Here is a 25,571-nt window from a genome sequence, read left to right as displayed (position 1 = left end):
CTGGCGGATCGGCAAAGCCGGTTCAGCGGTGTCCTGGTTTCGAGCGGCCTGCGGACCGCTCGCTGCACGCCCCGGCCCCGCTATTTGGCGAATCTTTTTCTGGTGAGCGCCAGGGCGATCCAGAAGGCTCCCACCGCGTACACGGCCAGCACCAAGCCATGCAACCAGGCCCGCTCGGGCCACTGGTCCATGAACAGGGGCCGCACCAGTTCCACTGCGTTGGTCAGAGGCAGCCAGTCGGAGATCTGGCGCACCAGGTCCGGCAGCTGTTCGCGCGGAAAAAACACGCCCGAGAGGAACATCATGGGCGTGAGGAACAGCGTGAAGTAGTAGGTGAAGAAGTCATAGCCCTGGGCCAGGGCGTTGAACACCAGCGCGATGCAGGAAAACGCGATGCCGGCGCCTAGCAGCACCGGAATCGCCAGCAGCAGCTTCGGTGAATGGCTTATGCCCAGGGCCAGCATCACGACCATGATGGCGCAGACCGAAAACAACGCCTTGAATCCCGCCCACAGCATCTCGGCCAGCACCACATCGTCCAGGCTCACGGGCGCATTCATGATGCCGTCCCAGGTTTTCTGCACATGCATGCGCGAGAACGCCGAGTACAGGGCCTCGAAGCTGGCCGCGTTCATCGCACTCATGCAGATGCTGCCGCTGGCCAGGAAAAGAATGTAGGGCACGGCCACCGTGCCATGAGGGGAGGCCACGCTGACCTGACCCACCAGCGCACCCATGCCATAGCCGAATGCCACCAGCCACATCAGCGGCTCGGCGATGTTGCCCACCAGGCTGGGAATGGCCAGTTTTTTCCACACCAGTAGGTTGCGCAAGAACACCGGCCACCAGCGCGCGGAGAAACGCGGGCTGGACCAGTGGGACGGAGAAAGGGTTGTCAGCATGGGGGATCGTGTCGCTGCAGGGGGAACTATGTCGGGGCAAAGTGGAGCCGGCTTTGCCGGACCACCAGTGCCGCCTGCCGCTGGGGGGTGACGCAAAGCGGCTCGGGGGGAGGGTGAGCGACGCTCACCCGTCTTCCCTGATCTGCCGGCCGGTGAGTTTCAAAAACAGGTCTTCCAGGTTCGCCGGCCGGTGCAGCGTGCGCAGGTCGTGGCGTTCGCTGAGCGCGGCGAGCACGGGCATGGCTTGCGCCGTGTAGAAAAACACCGTTTCTCCGCTCACTTCGACGCGGGCGGCCAGCGCGCGCAGCGGCGCGTGGACTTCGTCCTGGGCCAGGGCGAGGGCGCCGTGGCCATAGACCTCGACCACATCGGGCTCCAGGTGTTGCTCGATCAGCTGACGCGGGCGGCCTTCCGCGATCTTCTTGCCGTGGTCCAGCACCAGCAGGCGCGAGCACAGGCGCTCGGCCTCGTCCATGAAGTGGGTGGTGAGCAAGATGCTCTTGCGCTGTTGCAGCAAGGCCTGCAGCCGCTCCCACATCAGGTGCCGCGCCTGCGGGTCCAGGCCGGTGGTCGGCTCGTCGAGCATCAGCAGGCGCGGGTTGTTGACCAGCGCGCGCGCCAGCGACAGGCGCCGCTTCATGCCGCCCGAGAGTTCGCCCGGCTTGGCGTGTGCCTTGTGCGCCAGCGCGGCAAAGTCCAGCAGCTGCGGGATGCGTGGCGCGATCTGCGCCCGGCTAAAACCGAAATAGCGGCTATACACCAGCAGGTTTTCGGCGCAGGAAAAGTCCGGGTCCAGCGTGTCCATCTGGCTCACAACACCTAGCTGCGCCTTGATGGCCAGCGCGTCGCGCGGCATGTCCAGCCCAAACGCGGTGATGGAGCCCGAGTCGGGTGCGGTCAGGCCCAGGCACATGCGGATGGTGGTGGTCTTGCCCGCGCCATTGGGACCGATCACGCCCAGGCATTCACCCGGCGAAATGTCGAAGGACAGGTCGTCCACCACGGTGACGCCGCCGTATCGTTTGACAAGGTGGTGGCATTCGAAGAGCGGCGAGTCCATGGAGCTTGATTGTGCCGCCGGGAAATCGGCATGGCCTGGCCTTCTACAATCCAGTTGCCCCTCGCCGCTGCTGCCGGGGCTTTTTGTACCAACCCGACTCCCCTGTGCCCGACGCTCTTTTTGTTGCCCTTCAGCACCTCCTGCCCAAACAGGCATTGACGCGGTTTGCCGGTTTGTGCGCCCGCTCGCAGGCCTCTTGGTGGACGAGCCGCGTGATTCCATGGTTCATCCGCCGCTACGGCGTCAACATGGCCGAGGCGGCGAACCCCGACCCGGCCAGCTATGCCAGCTTCAACGCTTTTTTTACCCGCTCGCTCAAGGCGGGTGTGCGGCCACTGGCGCGTTCCGCCTATGTCTGTCCAGTGGATGGCGCCATCAGCCAGTTCGGGCGCATCGAACGCGACCAGATTTTCCAGGCCAAGGGCCACCACTACAGCACGCGGGCGCTGGTGGGCGGTGACTCGGCGCTGGCGGCGCAGTTCGACGATGGCGACTTCGCCACCCTCTACCTCAGCCCGCGCGATTACCACCGCATCCACATGCCGGTCGATGCCACGCTGCGCCGCATGATCCACGTCCCGGGCGACCTGTTCTCGGTCAACCCCGCCACCGCGCAGGGCGTGCCGGGCCTGTTTGCGCGCAATGAGCGCGTGGTCTGCGTGTTCGACGCGCCCCACGGCGCGGATGGCGCCTTGCGGCCTTTTGTGCTGGTGCTGGTGGGCGCTACGATCGTGGGCAGCATGTCGACCGTGTGGCATGGCGTGGTGAACCCGCCGCGGCCCGGGCGCCTGCGCGAATGGACGTATGCAGACGATCCGCTGGCGCTGCGCCGTGGAGAAGAAATGGGCAGCTTCCTGCTCGGCTCCACCGTGGTGATGCTGTGGCCCAAGGACACCATTGTTTTCAACATTGCCTGGGCGCCGGGGCTGCCGGTGCGTCTGGGTGAAGCCATGGGCGAACTGCCCTGACCCCGAACGAACCAAGAGATGACCATGACCACCATCGGTACCCCGCTGTCTCCCTCGGCCACCCGCGTCATGCTGCTGGGCAGTGGCGAGCTCGGCAAGGAGGTGTTGATTGCCCTGCAGCGCCTGGGCGTGGAGACCATCGCCGTCGACCGTTACGACAACGCGCCCGGCCATCAGGTGGCGCACCATGCGCGCACCATCACCATGAGCGACCCCGAGCAGCTCAAGGCGCTGATCGAGGCCGAGCGACCCAAGCTGGTGGTGCCCGAGATCGAGGCCATTGCCACACCCATGCTGGAGCAGCTCGAAGCCGCGGGCGTGGTGCGCGTGATCCCCACCGCTCGGGCCGCGCGACTGACCATGGATCGCGAGGGCATTCGCCGTCTTGCCGCCGAGACGCTGGGGCTACCGACCAGCCCCTACCGGTTCTGCGACTCGCTGGCCGAGCTGCAGGCGGCGATCGACGGGGGCATTGGTTACCCCTGCATCGTCAAGCCGGTGATGAGCTCGTCGGGCAAAGGCCAGAGCAAGATCGATGGCCCCGCCGACGTGAAAACCGCCTGGGATTGCGCGATGGCGGGCGGGCGGGTCGGCCCGGGCCGCGTGATCGTGGAAGGCTTCATCGACTTCGACTACGAGATCACGCAGCTCACGGTGCGCGCGCTGGGCGCCAGCGGTCAGGTGGAAACCCATTTCTGCGAGCCCATTGGCCACGTGCAAGTGAGCGGTGACTACGTGGAAAGCTGGCAGCCGCACGCCATGACGCCGGCTGCGCTGGCCGAATCGCGCCGCGTGGCCCAGGCCGTGACCGACAACCTGGGCGGCCAGGGCCTGTTTGGCGTAGAGCTGTTCGTGAAGGGCGATCAGGTCTGGTTCAGCGAGGTCAGCCCGCGCCCGCACGATACCGGCATGGTGACCATGATCACCCAGTGGCAAAACGAATTTGAGCTGCACGCGCGTGCCATCCTCGGCCTGCCGGTGGACACCACACTCAAGAGCCCAGGCGCCAGTGCGGTGATTTACGGTGGCGTGGACGCCACAGGCATCGCCTTTGACGGTGTGGCCGAGGCGCTGCGCGTGCCCAACAGCGAGCTGCGCCTGTTCGGCAAGCCCGAGAGCTTCAAGAAGCGCCGCATGGGCGTGGCGCTGGTGCACGATGCCGATGTGGACGTGGCGCGCACTCAGGCCAAGCGAGCAGCCGCATTTGTCAAACCACGGGCCGCATAGCCCTACACCAGGAAGAGGCCGCCAGTGCCTCCAGGAGGGGGCGGGGTGACGGCGAAGCCGGCGCGAGGGGGCGCCTACCTACTCATGCCGCAGCGCCTCAATCGGGTCCAGCCGCGCAGCACGTCTCGCCGGGAAGTAGCCGAACAGCACACCGATGCCGGCCGAGAACAGGAAACTCATCAGGTTCACGCCCGGGTTGAACACATAGGGCACGTCCATCACCGCTGACAGCCCGATCGACGCGGCAGTCGCAAGCACAATGCCGATCAGGCCGCCGATGGCGGCCAGCACCACCGCCTCGATCAGGAACTGCATCAGCACTTCGCGCTCCTGCGCGCCGATGGCCAGGCGCAGACCGATCTCGCGCGTGCGCTCGGTGACGCTGACCAGCATGATGTTCATGATGCCGATGCCACCCACCAGCAGGCTGACCGCGGCCACCGCACCGAGCAACATCGTCAGCACCCGGGTGGTGCCCGAGAGCGTTTCGCCGAGCTGCTTGGTGTCCAGCACGTTGAAGTTGTCTTCGTCGGTCGCGCTGAGCTTGCGGCGCTCGCGCATGAGCTGCGTCAGGCTGGCCTTGACGCGCTCGGCATCGCTGCCTTCAGCCATCGACACCAGCAGGGTGTTGACGCGGGTGTTGCCCGTCAGGCGGCGCTGCAGCGTCTTGATCGGCACCAGCACCATGTCGTCCTGGTCATTGCCGAACGCGCCCTGTCCTTTGGCGCCCAGCACGCCGACAATTTCGCACGAAATCTGTTTGACGCGCAGCGCTTCACCCAGGGCTTCCCGGTTGCCGAACAGCTCACGCCGCACCGTCTCGCCGATCAGGCACACGGCAGCACCCGCGCGCAGCTCGTCGCGGGTGAATTCACGCCCGCTGGCCACAGTCCAGTTGCCAATCTGCAGCCATGCGTTGGTGCTGCCGGTGACCAGGCTGCTCCAGTTGCGGCCGTTGGCCACCAGGGTCGAGCCGGTGCGCGCTTCCGGCGCGACCGCGGCAATGCCACCGATCTGGGTCGCGATCACCTCGGCGTCACTTTCTTCAAACGAGGGTGCACTGCCACCACTGCTGCCTGGTCCCATTCGCTGGCCGGGACGCACCTGCAGCAGGTTGGTGCCCAGCCCGGCGATCTGGCTCTGGATGGCTTGGGTGGCGCCGTTGCCCAAGGTGACCATGGTGATCACGGCGCTGACCCCGATCACGATACCGAGCACGGTGAGGAAAGAGCGCATCAGGTTGCGCCGGATCGAACGCAAGGCCAGCAGCAAGGTGTTGAGCCACATGATCAGGCCTCTGCCTTCGCTGCTTGCAGGGCCATCGGGTGCGGGTTGCGTTCGTCGCTGGCGATCACGCCATCGACAAAGCGCACCACCCGCCGCGCGTAGGCGGCCATTTCTGCTTCGTGCGTGACCATGAGCACGGTAATGCCCTGCTCGGCATTCAGGTGCCAGAGTAGCTCCATGATTTCTTTGCTGCGCGCGGTGTCAAGGTTGCCGGTGGGCTCGTCGGCCAGTAGCACGGCCGGCTCGGTGACGATGGCGCGCGCGATCGCCACGCGCTGCTGCTGGCCGCCGGACAGTTCACTGGGCGTGTGGTGCTCCCAGCCCTTGAGACCGACGGCGTCGAGCGCGCGCGCGGCCATGGTGTGGCGTTTGGCTGTGGGCTCACCGCGGTAGATCAGCGGTAACTCCACGTTTTCCTGCGCCGAGGTGCGCGCCAGCAGGTTGAAGCCCTGGAACACGAAGCCGAGGTAACGGCGGCGCAGCAGCGCGCGCTGGTCGCGGCTGAGCGACTGCACCTGCACGCCATTGAATGCGTAAGTCCCGGTGGTCGGCGTGTCGAGGCAGCCCAGCGTGTTCATGGCGGTGGACTTGCCCGAGCCGCTGGGCCCCATGATGGCCACGAACTCCCCGCGCTCGATGTCCAGGTCCACCCCCTTGAGCGCTTGGAACGCGGTGGCGCCCTGGCCATAAACCTTGGTGATGCCACGAAGCCTGATCAAAGGCATTTGAGTTCCATCGGGACTGCCGCCTGGCGGCGTCAAGGCAGGCTCGGCCCCCTCGGGGGGCAGCGATTCGCAGTGGGGGTCATCCCGGATCATTGCCCTGCCCGCTGGTCGACGATCACGGCCAGGCCCGCTTCAAGGCCGTCGCCGCTGACTTCAGTGCTGCGGCCGTCGCTGATGCCAGTGGTCACGTTCAACGCAGTGGGCTCGCCGTCTTTCAGGATCCAGATCTGGCGTTGGCCGGGCGCGCGCGGGTCGTTGCCGGCGGACTTGCGGGCGCCGGGGCGCGAGGGACGCGCAAACATGCGGCTAAGGATGCTGGTGCTGCCGACAGTCTGCGCATCGATGCGGGTGGGGTTGAAGCGCAGCGCGGTGTTGGGCACCAGCAGCACGCCGTTGCGTTCGGTGGCCACGATGGTGGCCGAGGCGGTCATGCCCGGGCGCAGGCTGAGGTCGCTGTTGTCCACCTCCAGCGTGGTCACGTAGGTCACCACGTTGTCGGTTTTGGTCGATCCAAAATCCACGCGCTGGATGGTGGCCGGGTAGCGGCGTGCCGGGTAGGCGCTGACGGTGAAGCTGGCTTTCTGGCCCGGCTTGACCGCGCCCACGTCGGCTTCGTCCACGTTCACGTCCAGCCGCAGCTGCGCCAGATTTTCTGCCACAGAAAACAGGGTGACGGCTTGCAGCGACGCCGCTACCGCATTGCCCGGGTCCACCGAGCGTGAGAGCACCACGCCGTCAATGGGTGAGCGGATCGACGCCTTGGACAGGTTGGTCTCGTCGGTGGACAGCGCAGCGCGCGCCACCGTCACATTGGCTTCGGCGCTGGCCTGCGCAGCCCGTGCCCGCTCGACCCCGGCGCGCGCGCTGTCCAGCTCGGTGGCCGAAGGCACCTTGCCGCCAGAGAGACGCCCCACTTCCTCGAAACGTGCCAGGGTGGCCTGCGCCTCCTGCACCGTGGCACGGCTTTGCGCCAGCTGCGCCTGGGCAGCCGCCAGCGAGGCGCGTGAGCGCTGCACCTGGTCGGAGAACTTGGCGGCGTCCAGCTCCACCAGCACCTGGCCGGCTTTGATGCGGTCGTTCACGTCGACCAGCACACGCTTGACCGTGCCCGACAGCTCGCTGCCCACATTGACCGAGCGCGTAGGCTGCAGCGTGCCATTGGCCGACACCGTGAGCGTGAGGTTGCCGGTGCGCAGGGCCTCGGTGACGTAGATCGGCGCCTGGCTGGTGGTCTGGCGCGCTTGCCAGAGATAGAGCCCACCGGCGATCAGCGCCAGCGCCAGCAAGCCCAGCCACAAGCTGGGGCGACGCCACCAGCGCGGCGCGGCTTCGGCGCCGAGCAGGGCTTGCAGTGCGGGATCGGTGGTGGCGGGAGCAGGCTGGTTCATGGGGAGCGATGTGAGCGGGCTCAGCGGGTAGTGGCGGGTGTCTGACCGCCAGGAGATTCGGTGTCGGCGTCGGGTGTCCACCCACCACCGAGGGCTTTGAACAGACGCACGTGGTCGCCGCTCAAGCTGGTCTGGGCGGTGGCCACGCTGTCTTGCGTGGACAGCAGGGTGCGCTGTGTGGAGAGCACGGTGGTGAAGTCGATCAGCCCGCTCTGGAAGCGCTGACGCGCGAGCAGCTCGGCGTTGGCCGCGGCCTCGCTGGCGGCTTGCAGGCGCGCCAGGCGCTCGCGATTGCCTTGCAGCGACACCAGCGTGTCTTCCACATCCTTCAGCGCGGCGAGCACCGCCGCCCGGTAGGCCACGCGGGCCTGGTCCAGCGCCGCTTCCTGTGCGCGCACCTGGGCTTCGCTGGCGCCGCCGTCGAACAGCGGCACCGACAGGCTCGCCAGCAGGCTGTTGACCACCGAGGCGCCATTGGTGAGGCCACCCAGGGTGAGCGCGGAGAGGCCGAGCGAGCCGCTGAGCCGAAAGCTGGGGTAGCGCGCGGCGTCGGCCACCGCCACGCGGGCCAGCGCTGCGGCCACACGCGATTCGGCGCTGCGCACGTCGGGCCGTTGCCTCAGGGTCTCGGTGGGGAAAGCCAGCGCGAGGTCCGCTGGAGCGAGGGGAATGGGTGAGGCTGCGCCGAGCTGGTTCTGGAGCGCGCCCGGGGCGTCGCCGGTGAGCACCGCCAGCGCGTTCATCGCCTGGCTGATGCCACTCTGCAGGGCGGGCAGTTGCGCGGCGGTCTGTTCGCTCGCGGCCACCGCCTGCTCCACATCCAGCGAGGCGGCCAGGCCTGCCTGGGCGCGCCAGCGGGTGATTTGCAGGGTTTCGGTTTGCGCCGCGAGGTTGCTGCGTGCGATTGCCAGGCGCGTCTGCAGACCGCGCAGCTCGATCAGGTTCACCGCCACCTCGGCGGCAAGCGAGACCTGCACATTGGCGAGGTTGCTGGCGGCGGCACGCGCGTCAGCCTCGCTGGCGTTGGCGGCGCTGCGGTTGCCGCCGAACAAATCGGGTTCCCAGCTGGCATCAAAACCCGCCTGGAAGTTGTTGCTGGCGTCCTGCCCGCTGGCCCTGCTGCGGCGTGCCGAGGCCGAGGCGCCCAGCGAGGGGCCGAGCTGGGCCGCCTGCACATCGCGCTGCGCCCGGGCCTGCGCCAGCGCAGCCTGCGCGCTTTGCACGCTGGTGTTGCGCAACATGGCCTGTTCGACCAGCGTGGTGAGCGTGGGGTCGTCAAAGCGGGTCCACCAGCGAGCCAGGTCGGCGGGCGACGCGGTGGCCGCAGCCGGCGCAGCCGTCCATGCGGTGGGCAGGGCGGTGTCGACGGGTGCTGGCGCTGGCGCTGGCGGACGCAGGCTGGCGCAGCCCGACAACAGCAGCGCCAGGCCAGCGAGCCCCAGCCAGCGCGGCAATGTGCTGGCGGTATCGGGTGTGGTGGGGAGGTGGCGTGTCATGGGGGCAGGGGGTCAGGCGCGGGGATGCTCGGATTCATTCTGGCGCGCAGGTGTGTCCGGTTCGTCAAGGCCGGGTGAAGTTCCGGTCAATGGGTCGCGCCGGCGACGTATGCCTGTCAGCTGGCGGCCGCCGGAGGCGGCTCGGCCGGCGGGGCCAGGTGCAGCGTCTGCGTCGGGAAGGCGATCTCGGCCCCATGGCGGGCGACGATCTGGCCGATCTCAAGCAACACGGCTTGTTTGACCGCGTGGTACTCGACCCATTTCCGGGTCTTGGTGAAGGTGTAGATCATGATGTCGAGCGAGCTGGCGCCGAACTGGGTGAAGTTGACGATCAGGGTCTGGGTGTTGTCGATGTCGGGGTGTTCGTGGAGCATGGTTTTGATCTCTGCCACGATGGTCTCTACCTGGGCAAAGTCGTCGTAGCGCAGCCCCAGTGTCTCCTTGATGCGCCGGTGACTCATGCGCGAGGGGTTCTCCACCACGATGGTGGTGAAGACGGCGTTGGGCACGTAGATCGGGTTCTTGTTGAAGGCGCGGATGCGCGTGTGGCGCCAGCTGATGTACTCCACCGTGCCTTCAATACTCTTGTCGGGCGAGCGGATCCATTCGCCGACGCTGAACGGCCGGTCCAGGTAGATGGTGAGGCCGCCGAAAAAGTTGGCCAGCAGGTCTTTGGCTGCCAGACCGACGGCAAGTCCACCCACGCCGCCGAGCGCGAGCAGGGCGCCGATGTTGAGCCCCAGATTGTGTGCCACGGTGATGACCGTGACGATGACCACCAGCAGTCGCCCCAGCTTGCTGAGCGCGTATACGGTGGTGATGTCAAATTCCTGCCCACCTTCGCGGCCTCGGTCCACGGTGCCGCGTGTCATGAGGTGGATGAAGCGCCAGAAAAACCAGGCCACTGCGACCACGATGGCCACGTTGCGGATCTGCACCCGCTCCTCCCCGAAGTCCAGGTCGGGCCATTGCACCAGCACGACGCGGGCTATCCACGCCAGTGCGACGATCCAGATCAGCAGATGTGTGGGTCGGCGGGCGGCTTCGGCCAGCGCCTCATCCCAGGCATTCCGGGATTGGTGGGTCCAGCGGTCGAGCTGGTTGAACAACAGGCGGGCGGCATGGCTCACCAGCAAGGCGATGACCACAATGGCCAGCAGCATCGCCAGCCAGGCTTCAATACCAAAGGTCTGGACGAAGAATTCTCGGATCGGTTGCATGCGGTTCTGTGAGGCGTGGGTTACTGGAAGGCTACTTCAGCAAAACTGCGCAGCTTGCGGCTGTGCAGCTGGCCGGCGCCGCCCTGGCGCAGCCGTTCGACGGCGCGGATGCCGATGCGCAGGTGTTGGTCGACGCGCTCGCGGTAGAAATGGTTGGCCATGCCCGGTAGCTTGATTTCGCCGTGCAGCGGCTTGTCGCTCACGCAGAGCAGGGTGCCATAGGGCACGCGGAAGCGAAAGCCGTTGGCGGCGATGGTGGCGCTCTCCATGTCCAGCGCAACCGCGCGGCTCTGGCTGAAGCGGCGTTGCGGCGTGTTGTCGGGTAGCAGCTCCCAGTTGCGGTTGTCGGTGCTGGCCACGGTGCCGGTGCGCATGATGCGCTTGAGCTCCTGGGGTGGCACGCCTGTGACGTCGGCCACCGCGGCCTCCAGCGCAAGCTGGATCTCGGCCAGGGCCGGAATCGGCACCCACAGCGGCAGCTCTTCGTCGAGCACATGGTCTTCGCGCACATAGGCGTGCGCCAGCACGTAGTCGCCCAGCTGCTGCGTGCTGCGCAGACCAGCGCAGTGGCCGATCATGAGCCAGGCGTGGGGCCGCAGCACGGCGATGTGGTCGGTGATGGTCTTGGCGTTGGACGGGCCTACGCCGATGTTGACCAAGGTGATGCCGCTGCGGTCGGCGCGCATCAGGTGGTATGCCGGCATTTGCGGCAGCCGGGGCGGGGCGGCGCCGAGCTCGTCGCCCGCTTCAGACGGCCGGTCCACACGCCGGGTCACCACATTGCCGGGCTCGATGAATGCGGTGTATTCGCTGTGGGGGCTGGCCATCTCGGCGTGGCCCAGTTTGATGAACTCGTCGATGTAGAACTGGTAATTGGTGAACAGCACGAAGTTCTGGAACCACTCGGGCGCGGTGCCGGTGTAGTGGCGCAAGCGCTGCAGCGAATAGTCCACCCGCGGCGCGGTGAACAGGGCCAGCGGCTGCGCCTCGCCCGAACGGGGCTCGTGCGTGCCGTTGGCGATGCCGTCATCCATGGCGGTGAGGTCGGGCAGGTCGAAGACGTCGCGCATCAGGGCGCGGCGCTCGGCGCTGAGCTGGCCTTCCACATGCTCATGATCGGCAAACGAAAAATGGATCGGGATCGGCTGAGCGCTGATGCCCACCTCCAGTTCGCCACCGTGATTGGCCAGCAGCAGGCTGAACTGCTCCAGCAGGTAGCCGCCATAAAGGTCGGGCCGGGTGATCGTCGTCTCGAAGCGGCCAGGGCCCGCGACGAAGCCGTAGCTCAAGCGTCCAGAACCCTGGTGCGACGTGCTCTGCGTGTGCAGGCGCACAAAGGGGTAGCAGGCGCGCACGCGGCTGCCCTGGAAGTCTTCGCCAGCCACAAATCCGCGCATGGCGGCGCGCAAATGGTCCACGGCGCGCTGGTAAATCGCCTGCACCTGGGCCAGGGCGGCGGCTGGATCGCGGTAGAGGACCGGGGCGGTAAAGTCAGGTGTCTTGTGCATGGCGACTATTGTGACCCTGCACCGTGACACCCCCGACTTGACAGGATGTTCGACGCCCCCCCTTCGCTCTTGCCACTGCCGGCCGACCCGGCTGGTGCGGTCGCGGTGCTCGCCACCGCGCTGGGCTGCGGGCTGCTGGTGGGCATCGAGCGCGAGCGGCGCAAGGGCAGTGGCCCGGGTCGGGCATTTGCTGGCCTGCGCACCTTTGCGCTGAGCAGCGTGGTGGGCGCGGTGGCGGCGCTGACCGCGATGCCAGGGCTGGTGGTCACCGGTGCCTTGCTGGTCGCTGCGCTGAGCCTGGTGGCCTACTGGCGAGACCGCTCTGACGACCCGGGTGCCACGACCGAAATTGCGCTGCTGCTTACCTACCTGATCGGCGTGTTGTGTGCCTGGAGCTTGCCGGTGGCGGCGGGCCTGGCGGTGGGGCTGACCGCGGTGCTGGCTGGGCGCGACGCGCTGCACCGATTCGCCAGCCAATGGCTGCGGCCGGGCGAGGTGCGCGATGGCATCGTCCTCGCCGCGCTGGTGCTGATGGCGCTGCCACTGGTGCCCAACCGGCCGTTGTGGGGCCCGGTCCTCAACCCCTATGTGATCGTGCAGCTGCTGGCGCTGTTGCTGGCGGTGCAGTCGCTCGCCCACCTGAGCCGCCGGCTCCTGCAGGCGCGCGAAGCGGTGGCGTTCTCGGCCCTGGCCTCGGGTTTTGTGTCGAGCACCGCCACCATCGCTACCCTAGGCCTCGCCGTGCGAGAGGGGCGTTCGGGTGCGCGGCTCATGGCTGGAGGCGGTCTGATGTCGTGCGTGTCCACGCAGCTGCAGGTCCTGCTGGTGGCTGCCGCGGTGCAGCCGGCCTGGCTGGCGGTGTTGTGGTTGCCCACGCTGAGTGCGGCTTTGCTGGCTGCAGCCTGGGCGTGGTGGCTGGTGCATGGTGCACCGCCTGAACCGGCCGATGGCGTGGTGTCGAGCTCGCGCATCGAAGGTTTGACGGGGCGGGGCGACGACCGCATGTTCAGCCTCTGGGGCGCTGCCGCCGTGGCCGGGCTGCTGACCGGCGTCCAGGCGCTGGTGCATGGGCTGGACCTGTGGCTGGGGCAGGCCGGCCTGATCGCCGGCACCCTGGTGGCATCTTTGGCCGATCTGCACGCCGCCCTGGCGGCTGTGTTTGCCTCATCCGGCGCTGAGCCCGGTCTCGCATCAGCCATCCCCGTGATGGGCGCGCTGGCGGTTCATGCGCTCAGCAAAAGCGTCACGGCCGGCCTGGTGGGGCGCTGGCGCTACCTGCGTTGGCTGGCGCCTGGCCTGTGGGCGCACACCGCGCTTGGTGTGGCGCTGATTGGGTGGTTGATGCCGTGACGCTGCGCAGCGGGGAAGCCGCGAGTCGCATCCGCAGGATGCGGCTCGCAGGGGGGAAACGATCCTGCGCCGGACCGCCCCAAGCCGGATCAGCTCCTCGGGGGCAGAGGACCACACTCAGCGGGGAAGCAAGGGGCCAGTCAGTTCCGGGTTGCCTCGCGCATCGTCACGAACTCTTCCGCGGCTGTCGGGTGGATGCCGATGGTGCTGTCGAACACCGCCTTGGTCGCGCCCGCCTTCATCGCCACCGCAAAGCCCTGCACGATCTCGCCCGCGTCGGGGCCAACCATGTGCAGGCCGACCACGCGGTCGCTGGCGGTGTCCACGACCAGCTTCATCAGCGTGCGTTCACTGCTGCCCGAGAGCGTGTGCTTGAGTGCCTTGAACTCGCTGCGGAACACCGTGATGGCGCCAAACTTTTCGCGGGCCTTCTCTTCGCTGTGGCCGACGGTGCCGATGTTGGGGTGGGTGAAGACGGCGGTGGGGATGAAGTCGTAGCTCATGTCCCGCGGGGGCTTGCCGGCCACCGGACCAAACAGCTGGTCGACCACCACCATGGCCTCGCCCAAGGCGACCGGCGTGAGTTGCACGCGGTTGGTCACGTCGCCCACGGCATAGATGTGGGGCACGTTGGTCTGGTATTGCGCGTTGACGATCACTTCGCCCTGTCCGCCCTGCGCCACGCCCACGGTGTCCAGACCCAGACCCTTGACGTTGGGCATGCGGCCGGTGGCGTAGAGCACCGCATCGGCCATGACGATGCTGCCGCCCTCGCACTCGACGGCCAGGCCATCGGCTGTCTTGCGCACGTCGACCACGTCGGCGTTGAGCCGCAAGTCCACGCCTGACTTGATCATTTCGCCCGCGACGAAGTGGCGAATTTCTTCATCAAAACCGCGCAACACCTGCTCACCACGGTAGAGCTGCGTCACCTTCGTGCCCAGTCCGTTGAAGATGGAGGCGAACTCGCAGGCGATGTAGCCGCCACCCACCACCAGCAGGCGCTGGGGGAACGGCTCCAGATCAAACACCTCGTTGGAGGTGATCACGTGTTCACGTCCCTGGAAGTGGGGTACAAAGGGTGTGCCGCCGGTGGCGATCAAGATGTTTTTGGCGGTGAAGTGCTGGTGCCCGGGTGAGCCATCTGCGTGCAGCGTCGCGAGGGTGATCGCGTGTTCGCCGTCGATGCGAGCGAATCCGTTGAACACCGTCACGCCCGAGCCGCCCAGCAGGTTGCTGTAGACGCCATTCAGGCGGCCGATTTCCTTGGCGCGGTTGTGCTTGAGGGTGGCCCAGTTCAAGGTAGGCGCGACGCCCTCCCACCCATAACCGGCCGACTCATGAAAGCTGTCTGCGTAGTGCGCTGCGTAGCTGTAGAGTTTTTTGGGAATGCAGCCCACGTTGACGCAGGTGCCACCCAGCCCGTCTGTGCCCATCATCTCGGCCAGAGCCACGCGGGCGCCGCGCTGGGCGGCCATGCGCGCGGCGCGCACGCCACCGCTGCCGCCGCCGATGACAAACAGGTCGAAGTCGAATGAAGCCATGGCAAAGAATCCTTGTGTGAAGCCAAGATGTTAGTTCGCTCCCACAATCGGCGCATGAACACGCCTCAAGACGCCGTCGAAATGCCTGGCCTGTCAGTTGTCATCGGCGGCACCGGCGGCCTGGGCGCGGCGCTGGTGGGCGGCATGCGCGCGCGGGGAGAGAGCGTGCTGGCGATCGGCCGGCGCACCGACCCGCCGATCGACTTCATCCAGACAGCCTCCATCGCCACTTGTGCGCAGCGGGTGACCGATGAGCTGTCGGGCCGCGGGCAGCGCTTGCGGCGACTGATCGTGGCCACCGGGTTTCTGCATGGCGAGACCGCTTCGGGTTCCCGCGCCGACCCGGAGCGCTCCTGGCAGCACCTTGAGGCCGACGCGCTGAGCCACAGCTTTGCGGTCAACGCCATTGGCCCGGCGCTGGTGATGCGGCACTTCCTGCCGCTGCTGCCGCGCCAGGGGCCTTGTCTGGCGGCGTTTTTCTCGGCCCGCGTGGGCAGCATGGGTGACAACGCGCTGGGCGGCTGGTACGCCTACCGCGCGTCCAAGGCCGCGCTCAACCAGCTGGTGCGCACGGCGTCGATCGAGCTGGCGCGGCGCAACCGCGAGGCCATCTGCGTGGCGCTGCACCCGGGTACGGTGGACACGCCACTGTCGCAGCCGTTTGCCAAGGCCGGGTTGAAGGTGCGCCCGCCCGAGGTGGCGGCGGCCGAGCTCATCGCGGTGATGGACGGCCTCAGCGCCAGCCAGACCGGTGGCTTCTACGACCACCATGGTCAAACCGTGCCTTGGTAAAAAGCTAGGCCAGACCAGCAACTCAACAACTTTTCCGGCGCACGTGCCCCAACCCAGGATGCCGCGGAACCGGCCGCCGGAGCCGCCAGCATCGCACCCTGGGGGGGGTGACGGCGAAGCCGGCACAGGGGGAACAACAACGCCTCCGACGCGGGGGGTCAGTACGTGTAAACACCCCGCCCGCTCTTGCGGCCCAGCCAGCCAGCGGCCACCATTTCTTTCAGCAGTGGCGCCGGGCGGTACTTGCTGTCGTTGAACTCGGCCATGTAGACGTTCATCACCGCCAGGCACACGTCCAGGCCAATCATGTCGGCCAGGGCCAGGGGGCCGATGGGCTGGTTGGTGCCGAGCTTCATGCCGGCGTCGATGTCTTCCGGCGTTGCCAGGCCCTCGGCGAGTACGAAAAAAGCCTCGTTGATCATGGGCACCAGGATGCGGTTGACCACGAAGCCGGGCGCGTTTTTCACCGTGATCGGTGTCTTGCCGAGGCGCTCGGCCAGGGCCTTCACCGCGTCGTGTGTGGCGTCGCTTGTCTGCAGGCCGCGGATGATTTCCACCAGTGCCATCATGGGCACCGGGTTGAAAAAGTGCATGCCGACAAAGCGGTCGGCGCGCTGGGTGGCCGCGGCCAGCTTGGTGATGCTGATCGAGCTGGTGTTGGTGGCGACGATCACGTCAGCGGCCAGCACGCCGTCGAGCTGTTGCAGGATCTTGATCTTCAGCGCTTCGTTTTCGGTCGCGGCTTCGATCACGAGCTGGGCACTCTTCAGGTCGTCATAGCTGGTGCTGCCTTTAATCAGGGACAAAGCCTGTGCCTTGTCGGCGGCCGTGATCTTCTCTTTCTTGATCAGCCGGTCCAGGCTGCCCGCAACGGTGGCCAGGCCTTTGTCGATCGCGGTCTGCGCGATGTCGACCATGACCACGCGGATGCCGTTGGTGGCGCAGGCCTGGGCGATGCCGTTGCCCATGGTGCCCGAGCCGATGATGCCGACGGTCTGGATGGAATTGCTCATGAGAAGGGTGCTCCTGTGAAGGGGTGAAAAGAGATCTCTGCGATTTTCGCGCCTGCAGGAGATCGACCTCGAATGGGCCAGTCGCTCAGGTGTCGTCTCTAGGTTGGGGTGCCTAATGCGCTCCGGGTCGCTGTGCTAACTTGGATTGGATTGTCCTGCCATGGCTGACGTCCGCCTGAAAGGGACTCACCTCTGGCAGCAGAAAAACGGTGGCCTCTCACACCTTGGTGAATGAGGAGCCCGATTGAGGAGCAAGCATGTACGACTACATCATCGTCGGTGGTGGTTCCGCGGGCAGTGTGCTCGCCGGGCGCCTGACGGAAGACCCGACCATTCGCGTGGCCCTGCTGGAGGCCGGCCCGGCCGACAAGAGCGTGCTCATCCATTGCCCGGCCGGCCTGGCTTTGATGGCGAAGTACGAGCTCAACGGGTGGGGCTACCACACCGTGCCCCAGCCTGGCCTGAATGGTCGCCGGGGCTACCAGCCGCGGGGCAAGGTGCTGGGTGGCTCCAGCTCGATCAATGCCATGGTCTACGCGCGCGGCCACGCGCGGGACTACGATGGCTGGGCGGCCCAGGGCAACCCGGGCTGGTCCTTCGCCGATGTGTTGCCGTATTTCAAGCGCTCCGAGCACAACGAGCGCGGCGCCGATGCCCTGCATGGCCAGGGCGGCCCACTCAACGTGATGGACTTGCGCAGCCCCAACCCCTTTCTGCCCGCCTACATAGAGGCTGGTCAACAGGCGGGCTACCGGCACAACCCGGATTTCAACGGTCCCGAGCAAGAAGGTGTGGGCGCCTACCAGGTGACACACAAGAACGGCGAGCGGTGGAGCGCAGCGAAGGGTTACCTCACGCCGCACCTGGGTCGCACCAACCTGACCGTGATTACCCAGGCCCTGACCACCCGGGTGCTGACACAGATTCAGGACGGCCAGCCGCAGGCCACGGGCGTGGAATACCGAGCCGAAGGTGGTCGCGGGGACCTGCAGGCGCTGCAGCTCAAGCCTGGTGGTGAAGTGGTGGTGAGCGCCGGCGCGTTCGGCTCACCGCAACTGCTCATGCTCTCGGGTATTGGACCGGCCGAGCACCTGCGCAGCCACGGCATTGGCGTGGTGCACGACCTGCCTGGCGTGGGCGAAAACCTGCACGATCACCCCGACGTGGTGATCGTGGTCAACGCGCCCAAGGTGACCGATCTGTTTGGCCTCTCGGCTACTGGCACCCTCGCGCTGCTGCGCGGCATCTTCGAATGGCGCCGCGCGCGCAGTGGCATGCTGACCACCAACTTCGCCGAAGGCGGTGGCTTCATCAAGAGCTCGCCGGACGAGGCCATTCCCGATCTGCAGTGGCACTTTGTGGTGGGCAAGCTGGTGGATCACGGCCGCAAGACGGTGCTGGGTCATGGTTATTCCTGCCATGTCTGCCTGCTGCGCCCCAAGAGCCGCGGCACGCTGCGCCTGGCCAGCGCCGACCCGCAGGTCGCGCCCCTGATCGATCCGGCGTTCCTGCAAGACCCGGACGACATGGCGCGCATGGTGCGTGGCTTCAAGCTCACCCGCCAGATGCTGCAACAAGACGCGCTCGCCCGCCATGGCGGCATCGAGTCCAAAGCGTCGGCGTCGGCGAAAAGCGATGCGCAGATCGAGCAGTTCATCCGCAACCATGCCGACACCATCTACCACCCGGTCGGCACCTGCCGCATGGGCAACGATGCGCTGGCGGTGGTGGACGCCGAGCTGCGCGTGCACGGCATGTCGGGTTTGCGCGTGGTGGATGCGTCGGTGATGCCGCAGGTGGTGGGTGGCAACACCAATGCGCCGGTGATCATGATGGCCGAGAAAGCGGTCGATATGATTCGGGCAGCCCGGCAGGCCACTCAGGCGGTGCCGGCAACCCGCGCCCCTGTCCTGGAGACCACCGCATGATTCTTGAACACGCCGACATCCGCATCGACCCGGCGAAAGCCGCCGCTTTCGAAGACGCCATCACGCGGGGCGCAAGCACCGTGATTTCAAAGGCCAAAGGTTTTCAGGGTTACAAAATCAACCGGAGCATCGAAAGTCCCGGGCGCTACCTGCTCATGATCTACTGGGACACGCTCGAAGACCACACCGTGGGTTTTCGCGAGTCACCGGCATTCGTCGAATGGCGCGCCATCGTCGGCCCCTTCTTCGTGCAGCCGCCGGTGGTGGAGCATCTGGAGTTGGTGAGAAAGAGCTAGGCTCCCCCCGCGCCGCGTTCGGCGTCACCGTCCCAAGGGGGCGGCACAGCCCGACTGGCAAAGCCAGGTCGGCGGTGCCCTGGGTAAACTTCCCTTCCGGCGCGCCGTGTCTTCAGTTCAGAATGCTGCGGAACCGGATCCGCCGGGCCGCCAGCGTTGCCCCTCTGTGGGGGGGGACGCCGCAGGCGGCGCGGGGGGCTAATTTTTCCGCATCAGCGTGGATTTTCCAAACAGGCTCTCGATCAGGTCCACCGCGAGGATCGCCGTGCGGTTGCGCACGTCCAGCGCCGGGTTGAGTTCCATCACGTCCATCGACGCCATGCGGCCGGTGTCGGCGATCATTTCCATGCAGAGCTGGGCTTCCCGGTAGGTCGGCCCACCCGGTACGGTGGTGCCCACGCCCGGGGCGATTTCCGGGTCGAGAAAATCCACGTCGAAGCTCACATGCAGGTGGGTGTTGTCGTCCAGACCGGAGAGTGCCTGCTCCATGGTGTGGCGCATGCCCATCTCGTCGATGTAGCGCATGTCGAACACCTCCAGACCGGCCTGGTGAACCAGGCGCTTCTCGCCCGCGTCCACGCTGCGGATACCGATCTGGCGCACCACTGAGGGCGATATCGCTGGCGTGGTGCCACCGACGCCAGTGAGTTCGGCTGGCCCATGGCCGCACAGCACCGCCACCGGCATGCCGTGTACGTTGCCACTGGGCGTTAGGTCGGCGGTGTTGAAGTCGGCGTGGGCGTCGAGCCAGAGCACGCGCAGCTTCTTGCCCTGCTCGCGGCAGTGCCGCGCCACGGCGCTGATCGAGCCGATGCCTAGGCAGTGGTCTCCGCCGAGCACCATTGGCAGGTGGCCCAGGCCCAGCGCGGCGTGCATCGCCTCGTGCAGGGTCTGATTCCACTGCACCACCTCGGCCAGATGCCGGTAACCCTGCGCAGGGGGCAGCCAGGGATTGGCCGGGCCCCTCAGGTTGCCCGCATCGTGCACCTGCAAGCCGTGGCTCTTCAGCACCGCCGCGAGCCCCGCCACACGCAGGGCCTCGGGTCCCATGGAAGCGCCTCGGGCGCCGGCGCCGATGTCGGTCGGCACGCCGATCAGGTGGACGGTGGTCTGTTGCATGAGGCTATTGTGGTCGATCCTGCTTCGGCACCCACCACATCATGGTGTTCATGCAGGCCTCTTGCTCGCGGGCCTCATACGTCAAGATTTGTGCGGGTCGTCTGAAAGGTCGCGGAGACCACCGGGTCCGGAGCCATAGCTGGGCTTGACCGAACCTGGCGTGGCAAGAACGCATTTGGTTGCGCTGGATCGACTTGGGTGGTGGATGATGGGGCTTGTCGCATGAGTCTTCAGGCGCGCGCAGAGTGATCTCGACGGTCAACGGCTATCGAACGAGCGCCCCGAGCCAAGACGTGGCACCACGCAGCCTTCAACTGAATCCCTTTTTGACGGGTTTCATGTTCACTTCCTCAGCATCCATACTGGCAAACAGGACGTTCGGGGCACGTGTTCATATCGCGTTGATTGGTCTAGATGAGCTCACGGCTGGGGGTGGCGGTATCGAGACGACCAAGGGTGGCGCTGCTACCCAGGCTTCATTTCCATCCTCATTGGCCACCGCTTGTGATTTCGACCGGGTGAGCGTGCGCGGCCGATTCTTTCACGAAGCCCGCTACGGCCACCTCTTCAAGAACAGGGTTCGCGAGTCGACCATTGAAACCAGCTACTTGATGGACGGTCCTTCGGGTGTGTCCAATTAGCTGGCCGATTTCTCCAATGGAGGGCAAGTCACGCTGTGCGGCAACCATGTCTCACATGGGGCCGTTGGCACCGAACCGGGTCGCGATTGCCTATGGGGTGGAGGGGCTGGCCAGTGGTGGCCCCGACAGCCTGACCTTGTCGCACACCATCACGGTGGTGACCCGGCCCAACAGCAACTTCATACGGGTGACTGCGGGCGCTCAGTCGGTACGGTTGCTGGCCTATATGCCGGCCAGCCCGGATGGCGCTGAACTCGTCAGTGGTGGATTCTCGTCATCAGCGGTGACGTTGAAGGGCAACGTGAGCCCTAACGGCAACCAGTTTGCAGGCGCAGACCGGATCGGCTCGCCCGCCTTCTGGCCCTCGGAGAATATGCTCGATGTGCTGGTGCTTTCTGTCACCCTTGATCCTGCCTTCACGCAAGACAGCCCGCGGCGTTCCGTACTGCGGCTGATCGCGTGACCCTCGTGCCTGGGCGGTGCGCTGCAATCCACGCCTTGGCGCGCCTTTGACCCCGCTCGGGGCGAGTTGGCCCTGCTGAAGGACAATCGGGCACCCCGAGCGAGGTTGTCTGTGCATCGGGGTTTCACTCACGACCCCCCGATGCCTGACACTGCTCCTTCTGTATGGAATTCCTGTGGCTTTGACCACCTGCGCCGCAATGCCCGTGGCTGGCTGGAGCCGTCGGACGACTACTGGCGCCTCTGGTTGCAGCGCCCCGAGCTCGCGCTGGTGGAAGAGTCCTGTGCGGCCGAGCACGCGCTGCACGAATCGCTCATGTTGGCGCCCACCCGTGCCGTCTCCCCGTCCGAGCTCGGCGCGCTGCAGGATGCCGACGCGCGCGCCAATCACCAGCTGTTTCTGAAGCTGCGCGACGCCGTCTTGCAGGCGGGTTCGCTGGAAGCCGCCTATGCCGGCTTCTTCCGCGCGGGCGCGATCCAGCTGCCGCCCTTGTTTCTCGACCTGATGGTCCAGGCCATCGTGCGCAACCTGCTGGCGGACGAAACCGATGCCTGGGTCTGGCGCGCTGCCGAGCTGCTGTTCCGGCGCCAGCGTGTGCAGGTGCAGGAAGGTCGGGTGCTCAGCGGCGACGCCGATGTACTGGACATGCTCAATGAAACCGCGGGGCTGGGTGGCATGGGGCGCCTGCTGCTGCAGAGCGGCGCGTCGCTGCCGGTGGTGCAGGTGGAGGTGCTGGGGGACGACAACGCGGCGCGTTACCTGCAAAGCTGCGAGGGGCCCGGGCGCTTCAACTTCGTGCTGGACCTCACCCACGAAGTGCAGCAGGAGCTGCCCCACGGCCTCACGCTGACCATGACCCGTTCGCGCTCCGGCCTCAAGGCGCTGGCTGCGGTGCTGGAGCGCTGGGTGAAGCACTTCCTCGGTGTGGCAGTGCGCATCCAGCCAGAAGCCCGTGTGGACGACCCCTCCTGGCGCTGGCACCTGGGGCTGGACGTCGAATCCACCCAGCTGCTCAACGACCTGTACCAGGGCAACGAGGTGTCGGCGCAACGGCAGCAGCGGTTGATCAGCCTGTTCCGCCTGCGATTCGAAAACTCGGCCGACATGCAGGCCGACCTTCAAGGCAAACCGGTTTACCTGGGCCTGGCCATGACCGAGCAGGGTCTGCTCAAGCTCAAGCCGCAAAACCTGCTGATCAACCTGCCGCTGTCCGCACCGGCCTGAGCGCGCTCAGGCGCGCGGCAGTTCGATGTAGAAGGTGGCGCCCTGGCCGGGCGTGCTGTCGGCCCAGATGCGGCCATCCATGCGCTCGATCGCCTTGTGCACCATCGCCAGACCAATGCCGGTCCCTGGCGTCTGGTCGCCACGATGCAGCCGCTGGAAGATGGCGAAGATGCGGTCGTGGTAGCGCATGTCAAAGCCCTGCCCGCGGTCCGCCACCGACAGGCGCACCACCGGCCCCACCACCTGTCCCCGAATCGTGATCTCTGGCGGCTCACCTGGCTGCGTGAACTTGAGCGCGTTGTCGATCAGGTTGCGCAGCACCATGGCCAAGCCTTGCGGATGGGCGATGGCAGCGAGGCCGGGCTGTATGTCGACCCGCACCTGCGCACCGAGCGCATCGATTTCATTGCGCATGCCCTGCACCACCTCGGTCACCAGCGGCTCCAGCGCCAGACCCGTCAGCCCCTGTTCGAACTGCTCGATGCGCGCGTAAGACAGCAGGTCGTTGATCAAGCGCCCCATGTGCCGGGTGGCGGCCTGGATGCGCTGCAGGTAGTCGCGCGCCTCGTCGCCCAGCTGATCGTCGTGTTCCTGCACAAGCAGGCTGGCAAACCCCTCCATGCTGCGCAGGGGTGATTTCAGGTCGTGGGAGACTGAGTAGGCGAACGATTCGAGTTCTCGGTTGGCCTGGCTGAGTCGCTTGACGCTGGTGCCCAATTGTCGGGTGCGGTCCTGGACCCGAATTTCCAGTTCGGCGGCGAGTTCGTGGAGACGCGCCTCAGCCTGCTTGCGCTCCTGCACGTTGACCAGCATCTGCGCGAACAGATGCAGCAGGCTGATTTCTTCCTGATCGTAGACATGCGTTGCACGCACCGAGTCAAAGCCCACGAAACCTAGCAGCCCCTGTGTCGAGTTCATGGGCAGCGTGATCAGGCTGCAGATCGACTGGGGTTCCAGGATGGCCCGCAGGTTGCCTTGGGGCAGGGCTTGCACATCGTCCACCCAGAGCGCCCTCTTTTGCGTATGCGCCGCTACCCAGTCAGGAATCAGGTCCATGCTCAGGTCTTGCAGTTGCTCGATCGCCGGCTCGATGCCTGGTGCGCACCACTCGTGCGTGTTGGAGGCGGTATTCGCCTGCATGTCGTAGGCGAAGATGTAGGCGCGGTCGGCCCGCACGAATTCGCCGATTTCGCCCAGCGCTCGGTCGATCTCCTTGTCGATGGTGTCCAGCGGGTGGTTGATGAACTGGCTCGCCAGGCGCAGCTGCAGGATCAGGAACTGCTGCAGACGCTCGCGCTGTTCCTTGAGGGTTTCGCGCTCGGTGATGTCGCGGGCCACCACCATGTACTGGTTGCCCTCGGTCAAGTAAGCCAACCGGGCGTTGAAATGGTGACGCCCGCCAGGCAGATCCATGCTGTAGTCAAAATCGCGCAGTTGGCCATTCTTGGCCTGTGCCATTTCGCGCCTGAGCAAACTGGCCAGCTCGCCGGGCATGACCTCGTCGATGACGCGGCCGAGGAACCGCTCTGCGGGTGCATACAGCTTGGCATCGGCGGCACCCTGGTAGTGCAGAAAACGGCCCTCGGCATCCACCACGAACAGCATGTCCTGCAGCACATCGAACACCCGTTCGAGCATGGCGCCACGTTGCCGCGCTTCGGCCTCGGCCTGCTTGAGCTCGGTCACGTCCACACACGAGCCGATGTAGCCAATTGGCTGCTGATCGGCGTCGAAGCGCGGCAGCCATTGGTCCACCACCCAGCGGTAGCTGCCGTCGTGGTGGCGCAGCCGGTATTCCATTGCGCAAGAGGCTTGTTCTTGCGGATCGGGCGGCGTGGCGGTTCGGCGCCGCTCCAGGTCGTCCGGGTGGATGCCGTCCATCCAGCCATCCCCCAGTTCCTGCTCCAGGCTATGCCCCCTGAAGGTGAGCCAGCGCTGGTTCACCCAGTCGCGTTGCCCCAGGAGATCGGCGGTCCAGAACAGCACGGGCGACGCGTTGGCGACGGTGTCCAGCCGCTGCAGGGTCTGGCGCTGGGATTCTTCCAGCTGCAGGCGCTGTGTAATCTCGAAGGTGGTGCCCGCCATGTACGTGGCGATCCCGTTGCGGTCCCAGAATGCCTGGCCCTGGGTTTCGAACCATCGCAACTCGCCCGCGCTGTCGAGCAGGCGGAATGTGATGGCATAGGGCTTGTGGTGCACGACGTGGTCACGCAGTGCAGCCTTCACGCGGATCGCGTCTTCGGGGAGCATGAGCTGGTAGAGCTTGGTCGTGAGCCGGTCGGGTGGGGTTGGTGGCACGCCCAAGTTTTGCAGGAAGCCGGGCGCGTAACGCAGGGCACCCTCAGCGATGTCCCAGTCCCACACATGGCCCGACTGCAGCGCCAGCTCGAACCTTCGCTTGCTGTCGGTCAGCTCACGCAACGAGCGGTCCAGGCGCCAGCCGCCAGCGCCCATGCTGGCAGCCAGCAACAGGGCCAGACCCGCCAGATAGACCATTTGTACTCTCCAGTTCACCAGTGCGCCGGCGGTAGAAACGCCGTACACGATGACCAGCTGGTCGGCTGGCCCGTCGAGCCGATGGAACGCAACGCGGCGGGAATGACCGTCCAGCGGGCTATGCAGGCCCACGGCACCGGTCGCGCTGAGCCGCGCCTGCGCCACCCACTCGGGCGCGAGCCTGATGCCGAGCTGACTGTCGATCAGGGGGGCGAGTGCCAGCAGAGTGGCGGTGCCATCCTGATTGAGCCGGAACAGGACCGCGTGATCTTCGGGGTCGCGGCGCTCGCGCTCCAGCCAGCGCTGCAAGGCCTCGAAATCCAGGTCCACGCCGTAGCCCTCGATTCCCTGCAGGTTGGGCACAGCCCGCCAGCGCAGCGGTAAGACACGCTGCCCCGGGCTGCCTTCGGTATCCCCGATGCCCCAACGATCGGCGATCAGGTTGAGCCGCCTCAGGTGGGAAGGCGTCGCCTGCAAGGTCAGAGGGCCTGACTCACCCACCAGCGCGATCTTTCGATCCTGCGGTCCGACAGCATAGAGATGGAATGGCAACGGAAGTGCGGCGAGCAAATCGGCTTGACGCTTTGCCTCCTGCGCCGGTGGGGCCTCAAACGGTTGACCGGATGCAGATTCGATCTGGTCATCGACAGACCTGATAACGGCACTTGCAAGTCTGAGTGCCTGCTCCAGGCCCTCTGCCAGTCGCTCGCTGCGCTCGGTGGCAAGAAGCTCCGCCTGATCCAAGACTTGTTCCCGCGCATTCCAGAGGAAGGCGGCGGTACCTCCCAGCAGGACCAGGATACAACCTGCCGTGGCAAATGCCAGCAAGCGGCGCTGGGTTCGTCTCAAAGGCGACGAAACATCCGATGCGGGCAGGTCCTGAGCCGTTGGGAGCGGTGCGGAGTCAGGAGAGGGCATGGGTGA

21 protein-coding genes are annotated in these 25,571 nt (G+C 66.3%); 9 read left to right on the top strand and 12 right to left on the bottom strand.

All coding sequences use genetic code 11. The annotated features are described in order from the left end of the window. Window positions 1-80 precede the first annotated feature (80 nt). Together GPT34_RS03885 and GPT34_RS03880 are read right to left on the bottom strand one after the other, a co-directional pair. A complete protein-coding gene (locus GPT34_RS03885; RefSeq protein ID WP_291009849.1) occupies window positions 81-902 on the bottom strand; it encodes an ABC transporter permease in 822 nt (273 codons plus the stop codon). A gap of 124 nt (window positions 903-1,026) precedes the next feature. After that, window positions 1,027-1,962 (bottom strand): ATP-binding cassette domain-containing protein, encoded by a 936-nt coding sequence (locus GPT34_RS03880; RefSeq protein ID WP_291009847.1) that lies wholly within the window; start codon window positions 1,960-1,962, stop codon window positions 1,027-1,029. A gap of 104 nt (window positions 1,963-2,066) precedes the next feature. Here GPT34_RS03880 and asd point away from each other — a divergent pair, with 104 nt between their 5' ends. Together asd and purT are read left to right on the top strand one after the other, a co-directional pair. Next, entirely contained in the window at window positions 2,067-2,930 is an 864-nt protein-coding gene (gene asd, locus GPT34_RS03875; protein WP_291009845.1) for an archaetidylserine decarboxylase, read from the top strand. 24 nt (window positions 2,931-2,954) lie between these two features. After that, window positions 2,955-4,157 (top strand): formate-dependent phosphoribosylglycinamide formyltransferase, encoded by a 1,203-nt coding sequence (gene purT, locus GPT34_RS03870; RefSeq protein ID WP_291009843.1) that lies wholly within the window; start codon window positions 2,955-2,957, stop codon window positions 4,155-4,157. 78 nt (window positions 4,158-4,235) lie between these two features. On the opposite strand, the gene GPT34_RS03865 is transcribed toward purT, so the two are convergent. The 6 genes from GPT34_RS03865 to GPT34_RS03840 form a co-directional block, all read right to left on the bottom strand. Continuing rightward, complete coding sequence (locus tag GPT34_RS03865) at window positions 4,236-5,444, bottom strand: ABC transporter permease (RefSeq protein WP_291009841.1); 1,209 nt, start codon at window positions 5,442-5,444, stop codon at window positions 4,236-4,238. 2 nt (window positions 5,445-5,446) lie between these two features. Further along, window positions 5,447-6,169, bottom strand: a complete 723-nt coding sequence (locus GPT34_RS03860; RefSeq protein ID WP_291009839.1) for an ABC transporter ATP-binding protein — start codon at window positions 6,167-6,169, stop codon at window positions 5,447-5,449. 89 nt (window positions 6,170-6,258) lie between these two features. Then, window positions 6,259-7,557, bottom strand: a complete 1,299-nt coding sequence (locus tag GPT34_RS03855; RefSeq protein ID WP_291009837.1) for an efflux RND transporter periplasmic adaptor subunit — start codon at window positions 7,555-7,557, stop codon at window positions 6,259-6,261. 20 nt (window positions 7,558-7,577) lie between these two features. Further along, on the bottom strand, window positions 7,578-9,053 hold the full coding sequence (locus tag GPT34_RS03850) for an efflux transporter outer membrane subunit (protein WP_291009835.1): 1,476 nt from the start codon (window positions 9,051-9,053) through the stop codon (window positions 7,578-7,580). Between the two features lie 116 nt (window positions 9,054-9,169). Next, complete coding sequence (locus tag GPT34_RS03845) at window positions 9,170-10,273, bottom strand: mechanosensitive ion channel family protein (RefSeq protein ID WP_291009833.1); 1,104 nt, start codon at window positions 10,271-10,273, stop codon at window positions 9,170-9,172. Between the two features lie 20 nt (window positions 10,274-10,293). Next, entirely contained in the window at window positions 10,294-11,781 is a 1,488-nt protein-coding gene (locus GPT34_RS03840) for an AMP nucleosidase (RefSeq protein WP_291009832.1), read from the bottom strand. A 45-nt stretch (window positions 11,782-11,826) separates the two neighbouring features. On the opposite strand from GPT34_RS03840, the gene GPT34_RS03835 reads away from it, so the two are divergent. After that, window positions 11,827-13,131, top strand: coding sequence for a DUF4010 domain-containing protein (locus GPT34_RS03835; RefSeq protein WP_291009831.1), 1,305 nt, complete (start codon window positions 11,827-11,829; stop codon window positions 13,129-13,131). 140 nt (window positions 13,132-13,271) lie between these two features. Here the strand turns inward: GPT34_RS03835 and gorA are convergent, their stop codons facing one another. Further along, window positions 13,272-14,675 (bottom strand): glutathione-disulfide reductase, encoded by a 1,404-nt coding sequence (gene gorA, locus GPT34_RS03830; RefSeq protein WP_291009830.1) that lies wholly within the window; start codon window positions 14,673-14,675, stop codon window positions 13,272-13,274. A gap of 54 nt (window positions 14,676-14,729) precedes the next feature. Here gorA and GPT34_RS03825 point away from each other — a divergent pair, with 54 nt between their 5' ends. Next, complete coding sequence (locus GPT34_RS03825) at window positions 14,730-15,467, top strand: SDR family NAD(P)-dependent oxidoreductase (protein WP_291009828.1); 738 nt, start codon at window positions 14,730-14,732, stop codon at window positions 15,465-15,467. A gap of 158 nt (window positions 15,468-15,625) precedes the next feature. Here GPT34_RS03825 and GPT34_RS03820 read toward each other — a convergent pair whose 3' ends face one another. Continuing rightward, window positions 15,626-16,480 (bottom strand): 3-hydroxybutyryl-CoA dehydrogenase, encoded by an 855-nt coding sequence (locus GPT34_RS03820; protein WP_291009826.1) that lies wholly within the window; start codon window positions 16,478-16,480, stop codon window positions 15,626-15,628. A gap of 257 nt (window positions 16,481-16,737) precedes the next feature. On the opposite strand from GPT34_RS03820, the gene GPT34_RS03815 reads away from it, so the two are divergent. Together GPT34_RS03815 and GPT34_RS03810 are read left to right on the top strand one after the other, a co-directional pair. After that, window positions 16,738-18,408, top strand: a complete 1,671-nt coding sequence (locus tag GPT34_RS03815) for a choline dehydrogenase (protein WP_291009824.1) — start codon at window positions 16,738-16,740, stop codon at window positions 18,406-18,408. After that, window positions 18,405-18,704 carry an antibiotic biosynthesis monooxygenase family protein gene (locus GPT34_RS03810; RefSeq protein ID WP_291009822.1) on the top strand — a complete coding sequence of 100 codons (300 nt, stop codon included), beginning with the start codon at window positions 18,405-18,407 and terminating at the stop codon, window positions 18,702-18,704. Before GPT34_RS03815 ends, GPT34_RS03810 begins: the two co-directional genes overlap by 4 nt. 198 nt (window positions 18,705-18,902) lie before the next feature. Here the strand turns inward: GPT34_RS03810 and rocF are convergent, their stop codons facing one another. Further along, entirely contained in the window at window positions 18,903-19,823 is a 921-nt protein-coding gene (gene rocF / locus GPT34_RS03805) for an arginase (protein WP_291009821.1), read from the bottom strand. Between the two features lie 401 nt (window positions 19,824-20,224). On the opposite strand from rocF, the gene GPT34_RS03800 reads away from it, so the two are divergent. From GPT34_RS03800 to GPT34_RS03790, 3 genes are all read left to right on the top strand, one after another. Then, the gene (locus GPT34_RS03800; RefSeq protein ID WP_291009820.1) at window positions 20,225-20,464 is read left to right on the top strand and encodes a hypothetical protein; all 240 of its coding nucleotides are present in this window, start codon (window positions 20,225-20,227) and stop codon (window positions 20,462-20,464) included. A gap of 55 nt (window positions 20,465-20,519) precedes the next feature. Beyond that, window positions 20,520-20,927, top strand: coding sequence for a hypothetical protein (locus GPT34_RS03795; RefSeq protein ID WP_291009819.1), 408 nt, complete (start codon window positions 20,520-20,522; stop codon window positions 20,925-20,927). Window positions 20,928-21,068: 141 nt separating this feature from the next. Next, window positions 21,069-22,151 (top strand): DUF6352 family protein, encoded by a 1,083-nt coding sequence (locus tag GPT34_RS03790; RefSeq protein WP_291009818.1) that lies wholly within the window; start codon window positions 21,069-21,071, stop codon window positions 22,149-22,151. Window positions 22,152-22,157: 6 nt separating this feature from the next. On the opposite strand, the gene GPT34_RS03785 is transcribed toward GPT34_RS03790, so the two are convergent. Further along, window positions 22,158-25,199: a PAS domain S-box protein gene (locus GPT34_RS03785; protein ID WP_291009817.1), complete on the bottom strand. Its 3,042-nt coding sequence runs from the start codon at window positions 25,197-25,199 to the stop codon at window positions 22,158-22,160. Window positions 25,200-25,571 lie beyond the last annotated feature (372 nt).

Origin of the sequence: Hydrogenophaga sp. (assembly GCF_011390835.1) — a bacterium.
Lineage (GTDB): Bacteria > Pseudomonadota > Gammaproteobacteria > Burkholderiales > Burkholderiaceae_C > Hydrogenophaga.
Note: the sequence above shows the minus strand (reverse complement) of the source record. Positions and strands in the feature narration are given on the sequence as shown.

Excerpts from the sequence above, each read along its gene's own strand:
- GPT34_RS03885 (WP_291009849.1), bottom strand. The coding sequence starts at position 902 with ATGCTGACAACCCTTTCTCCGTCCCACTGGTCCAGCCCGCGTTTCTCC.
- GPT34_RS03880 (WP_291009847.1), bottom strand. The coding sequence starts at position 1,962 with ATGGACTCGCCGCTCTTCGAATGCCACCACCTTGTCAAACGATACGGC.
- purT (WP_291009843.1), top strand. The coding sequence starts at position 2,955 with ATGACCACCATCGGTACCCCGCTGTCTCCCTCGGCCACCCGCGTCATG.
- GPT34_RS03865 (WP_291009841.1), bottom strand. The coding sequence starts at position 5,444 with ATGTGGCTCAACACCTTGCTGCTGGCCTTGCGTTCGATCCGGCGCAAC.
- GPT34_RS03860 (WP_291009839.1), bottom strand. The coding sequence starts at position 6,169 with ATGCCTTTGATCAGGCTTCGTGGCATCACCAAGGTTTATGGCCAGGGC.
- GPT34_RS03855 (WP_291009837.1), bottom strand. The coding sequence starts at position 7,557 with ATGAACCAGCCTGCTCCCGCCACCACCGATCCCGCACTGCAAGCCCTG.
- GPT34_RS03850 (WP_291009835.1), bottom strand. The coding sequence starts at position 9,053 with ATGACACGCCACCTCCCCACCACACCCGATACCGCCAGCACATTGCCG.
- GPT34_RS03845 (WP_291009833.1), bottom strand. The coding sequence starts at position 10,273 with ATGCAACCGATCCGAGAATTCTTCGTCCAGACCTTTGGTATTGAAGCC.
- GPT34_RS03840 (WP_291009832.1), bottom strand. The coding sequence starts at position 11,781 with ATGCACAAGACACCTGACTTTACCGCCCCGGTCCTCTACCGCGATCCA.
- GPT34_RS03835 (WP_291009831.1), top strand. The coding sequence starts at position 11,827 with ATGTTCGACGCCCCCCCTTCGCTCTTGCCACTGCCGGCCGACCCGGCT.
- gorA (WP_291009830.1), bottom strand. The coding sequence starts at position 14,675 with ATGGCTTCATTCGACTTCGACCTGTTTGTCATCGGCGGCGGCAGCGGT.
- GPT34_RS03825 (WP_291009828.1), top strand. The coding sequence starts at position 14,730 with ATGAACACGCCTCAAGACGCCGTCGAAATGCCTGGCCTGTCAGTTGTC.
- GPT34_RS03820 (WP_291009826.1), bottom strand. The coding sequence starts at position 16,480 with ATGAGCAATTCCATCCAGACCGTCGGCATCATCGGCTCGGGCACCATG.
- GPT34_RS03815 (WP_291009824.1), top strand. The coding sequence starts at position 16,738 with ATGTACGACTACATCATCGTCGGTGGTGGTTCCGCGGGCAGTGTGCTC.
- GPT34_RS03810 (WP_291009822.1), top strand. The coding sequence starts at position 18,405 with ATGATTCTTGAACACGCCGACATCCGCATCGACCCGGCGAAAGCCGCC.
- rocF (WP_291009821.1), bottom strand. The coding sequence starts at position 19,823 with ATGCAACAGACCACCGTCCACCTGATCGGCGTGCCGACCGACATCGGC.
- GPT34_RS03795 (WP_291009819.1), top strand. The coding sequence starts at position 20,520 with ATGGGGCCGTTGGCACCGAACCGGGTCGCGATTGCCTATGGGGTGGAG.
- GPT34_RS03790 (WP_291009818.1), top strand. The coding sequence starts at position 21,069 with ATGCCTGACACTGCTCCTTCTGTATGGAATTCCTGTGGCTTTGACCAC.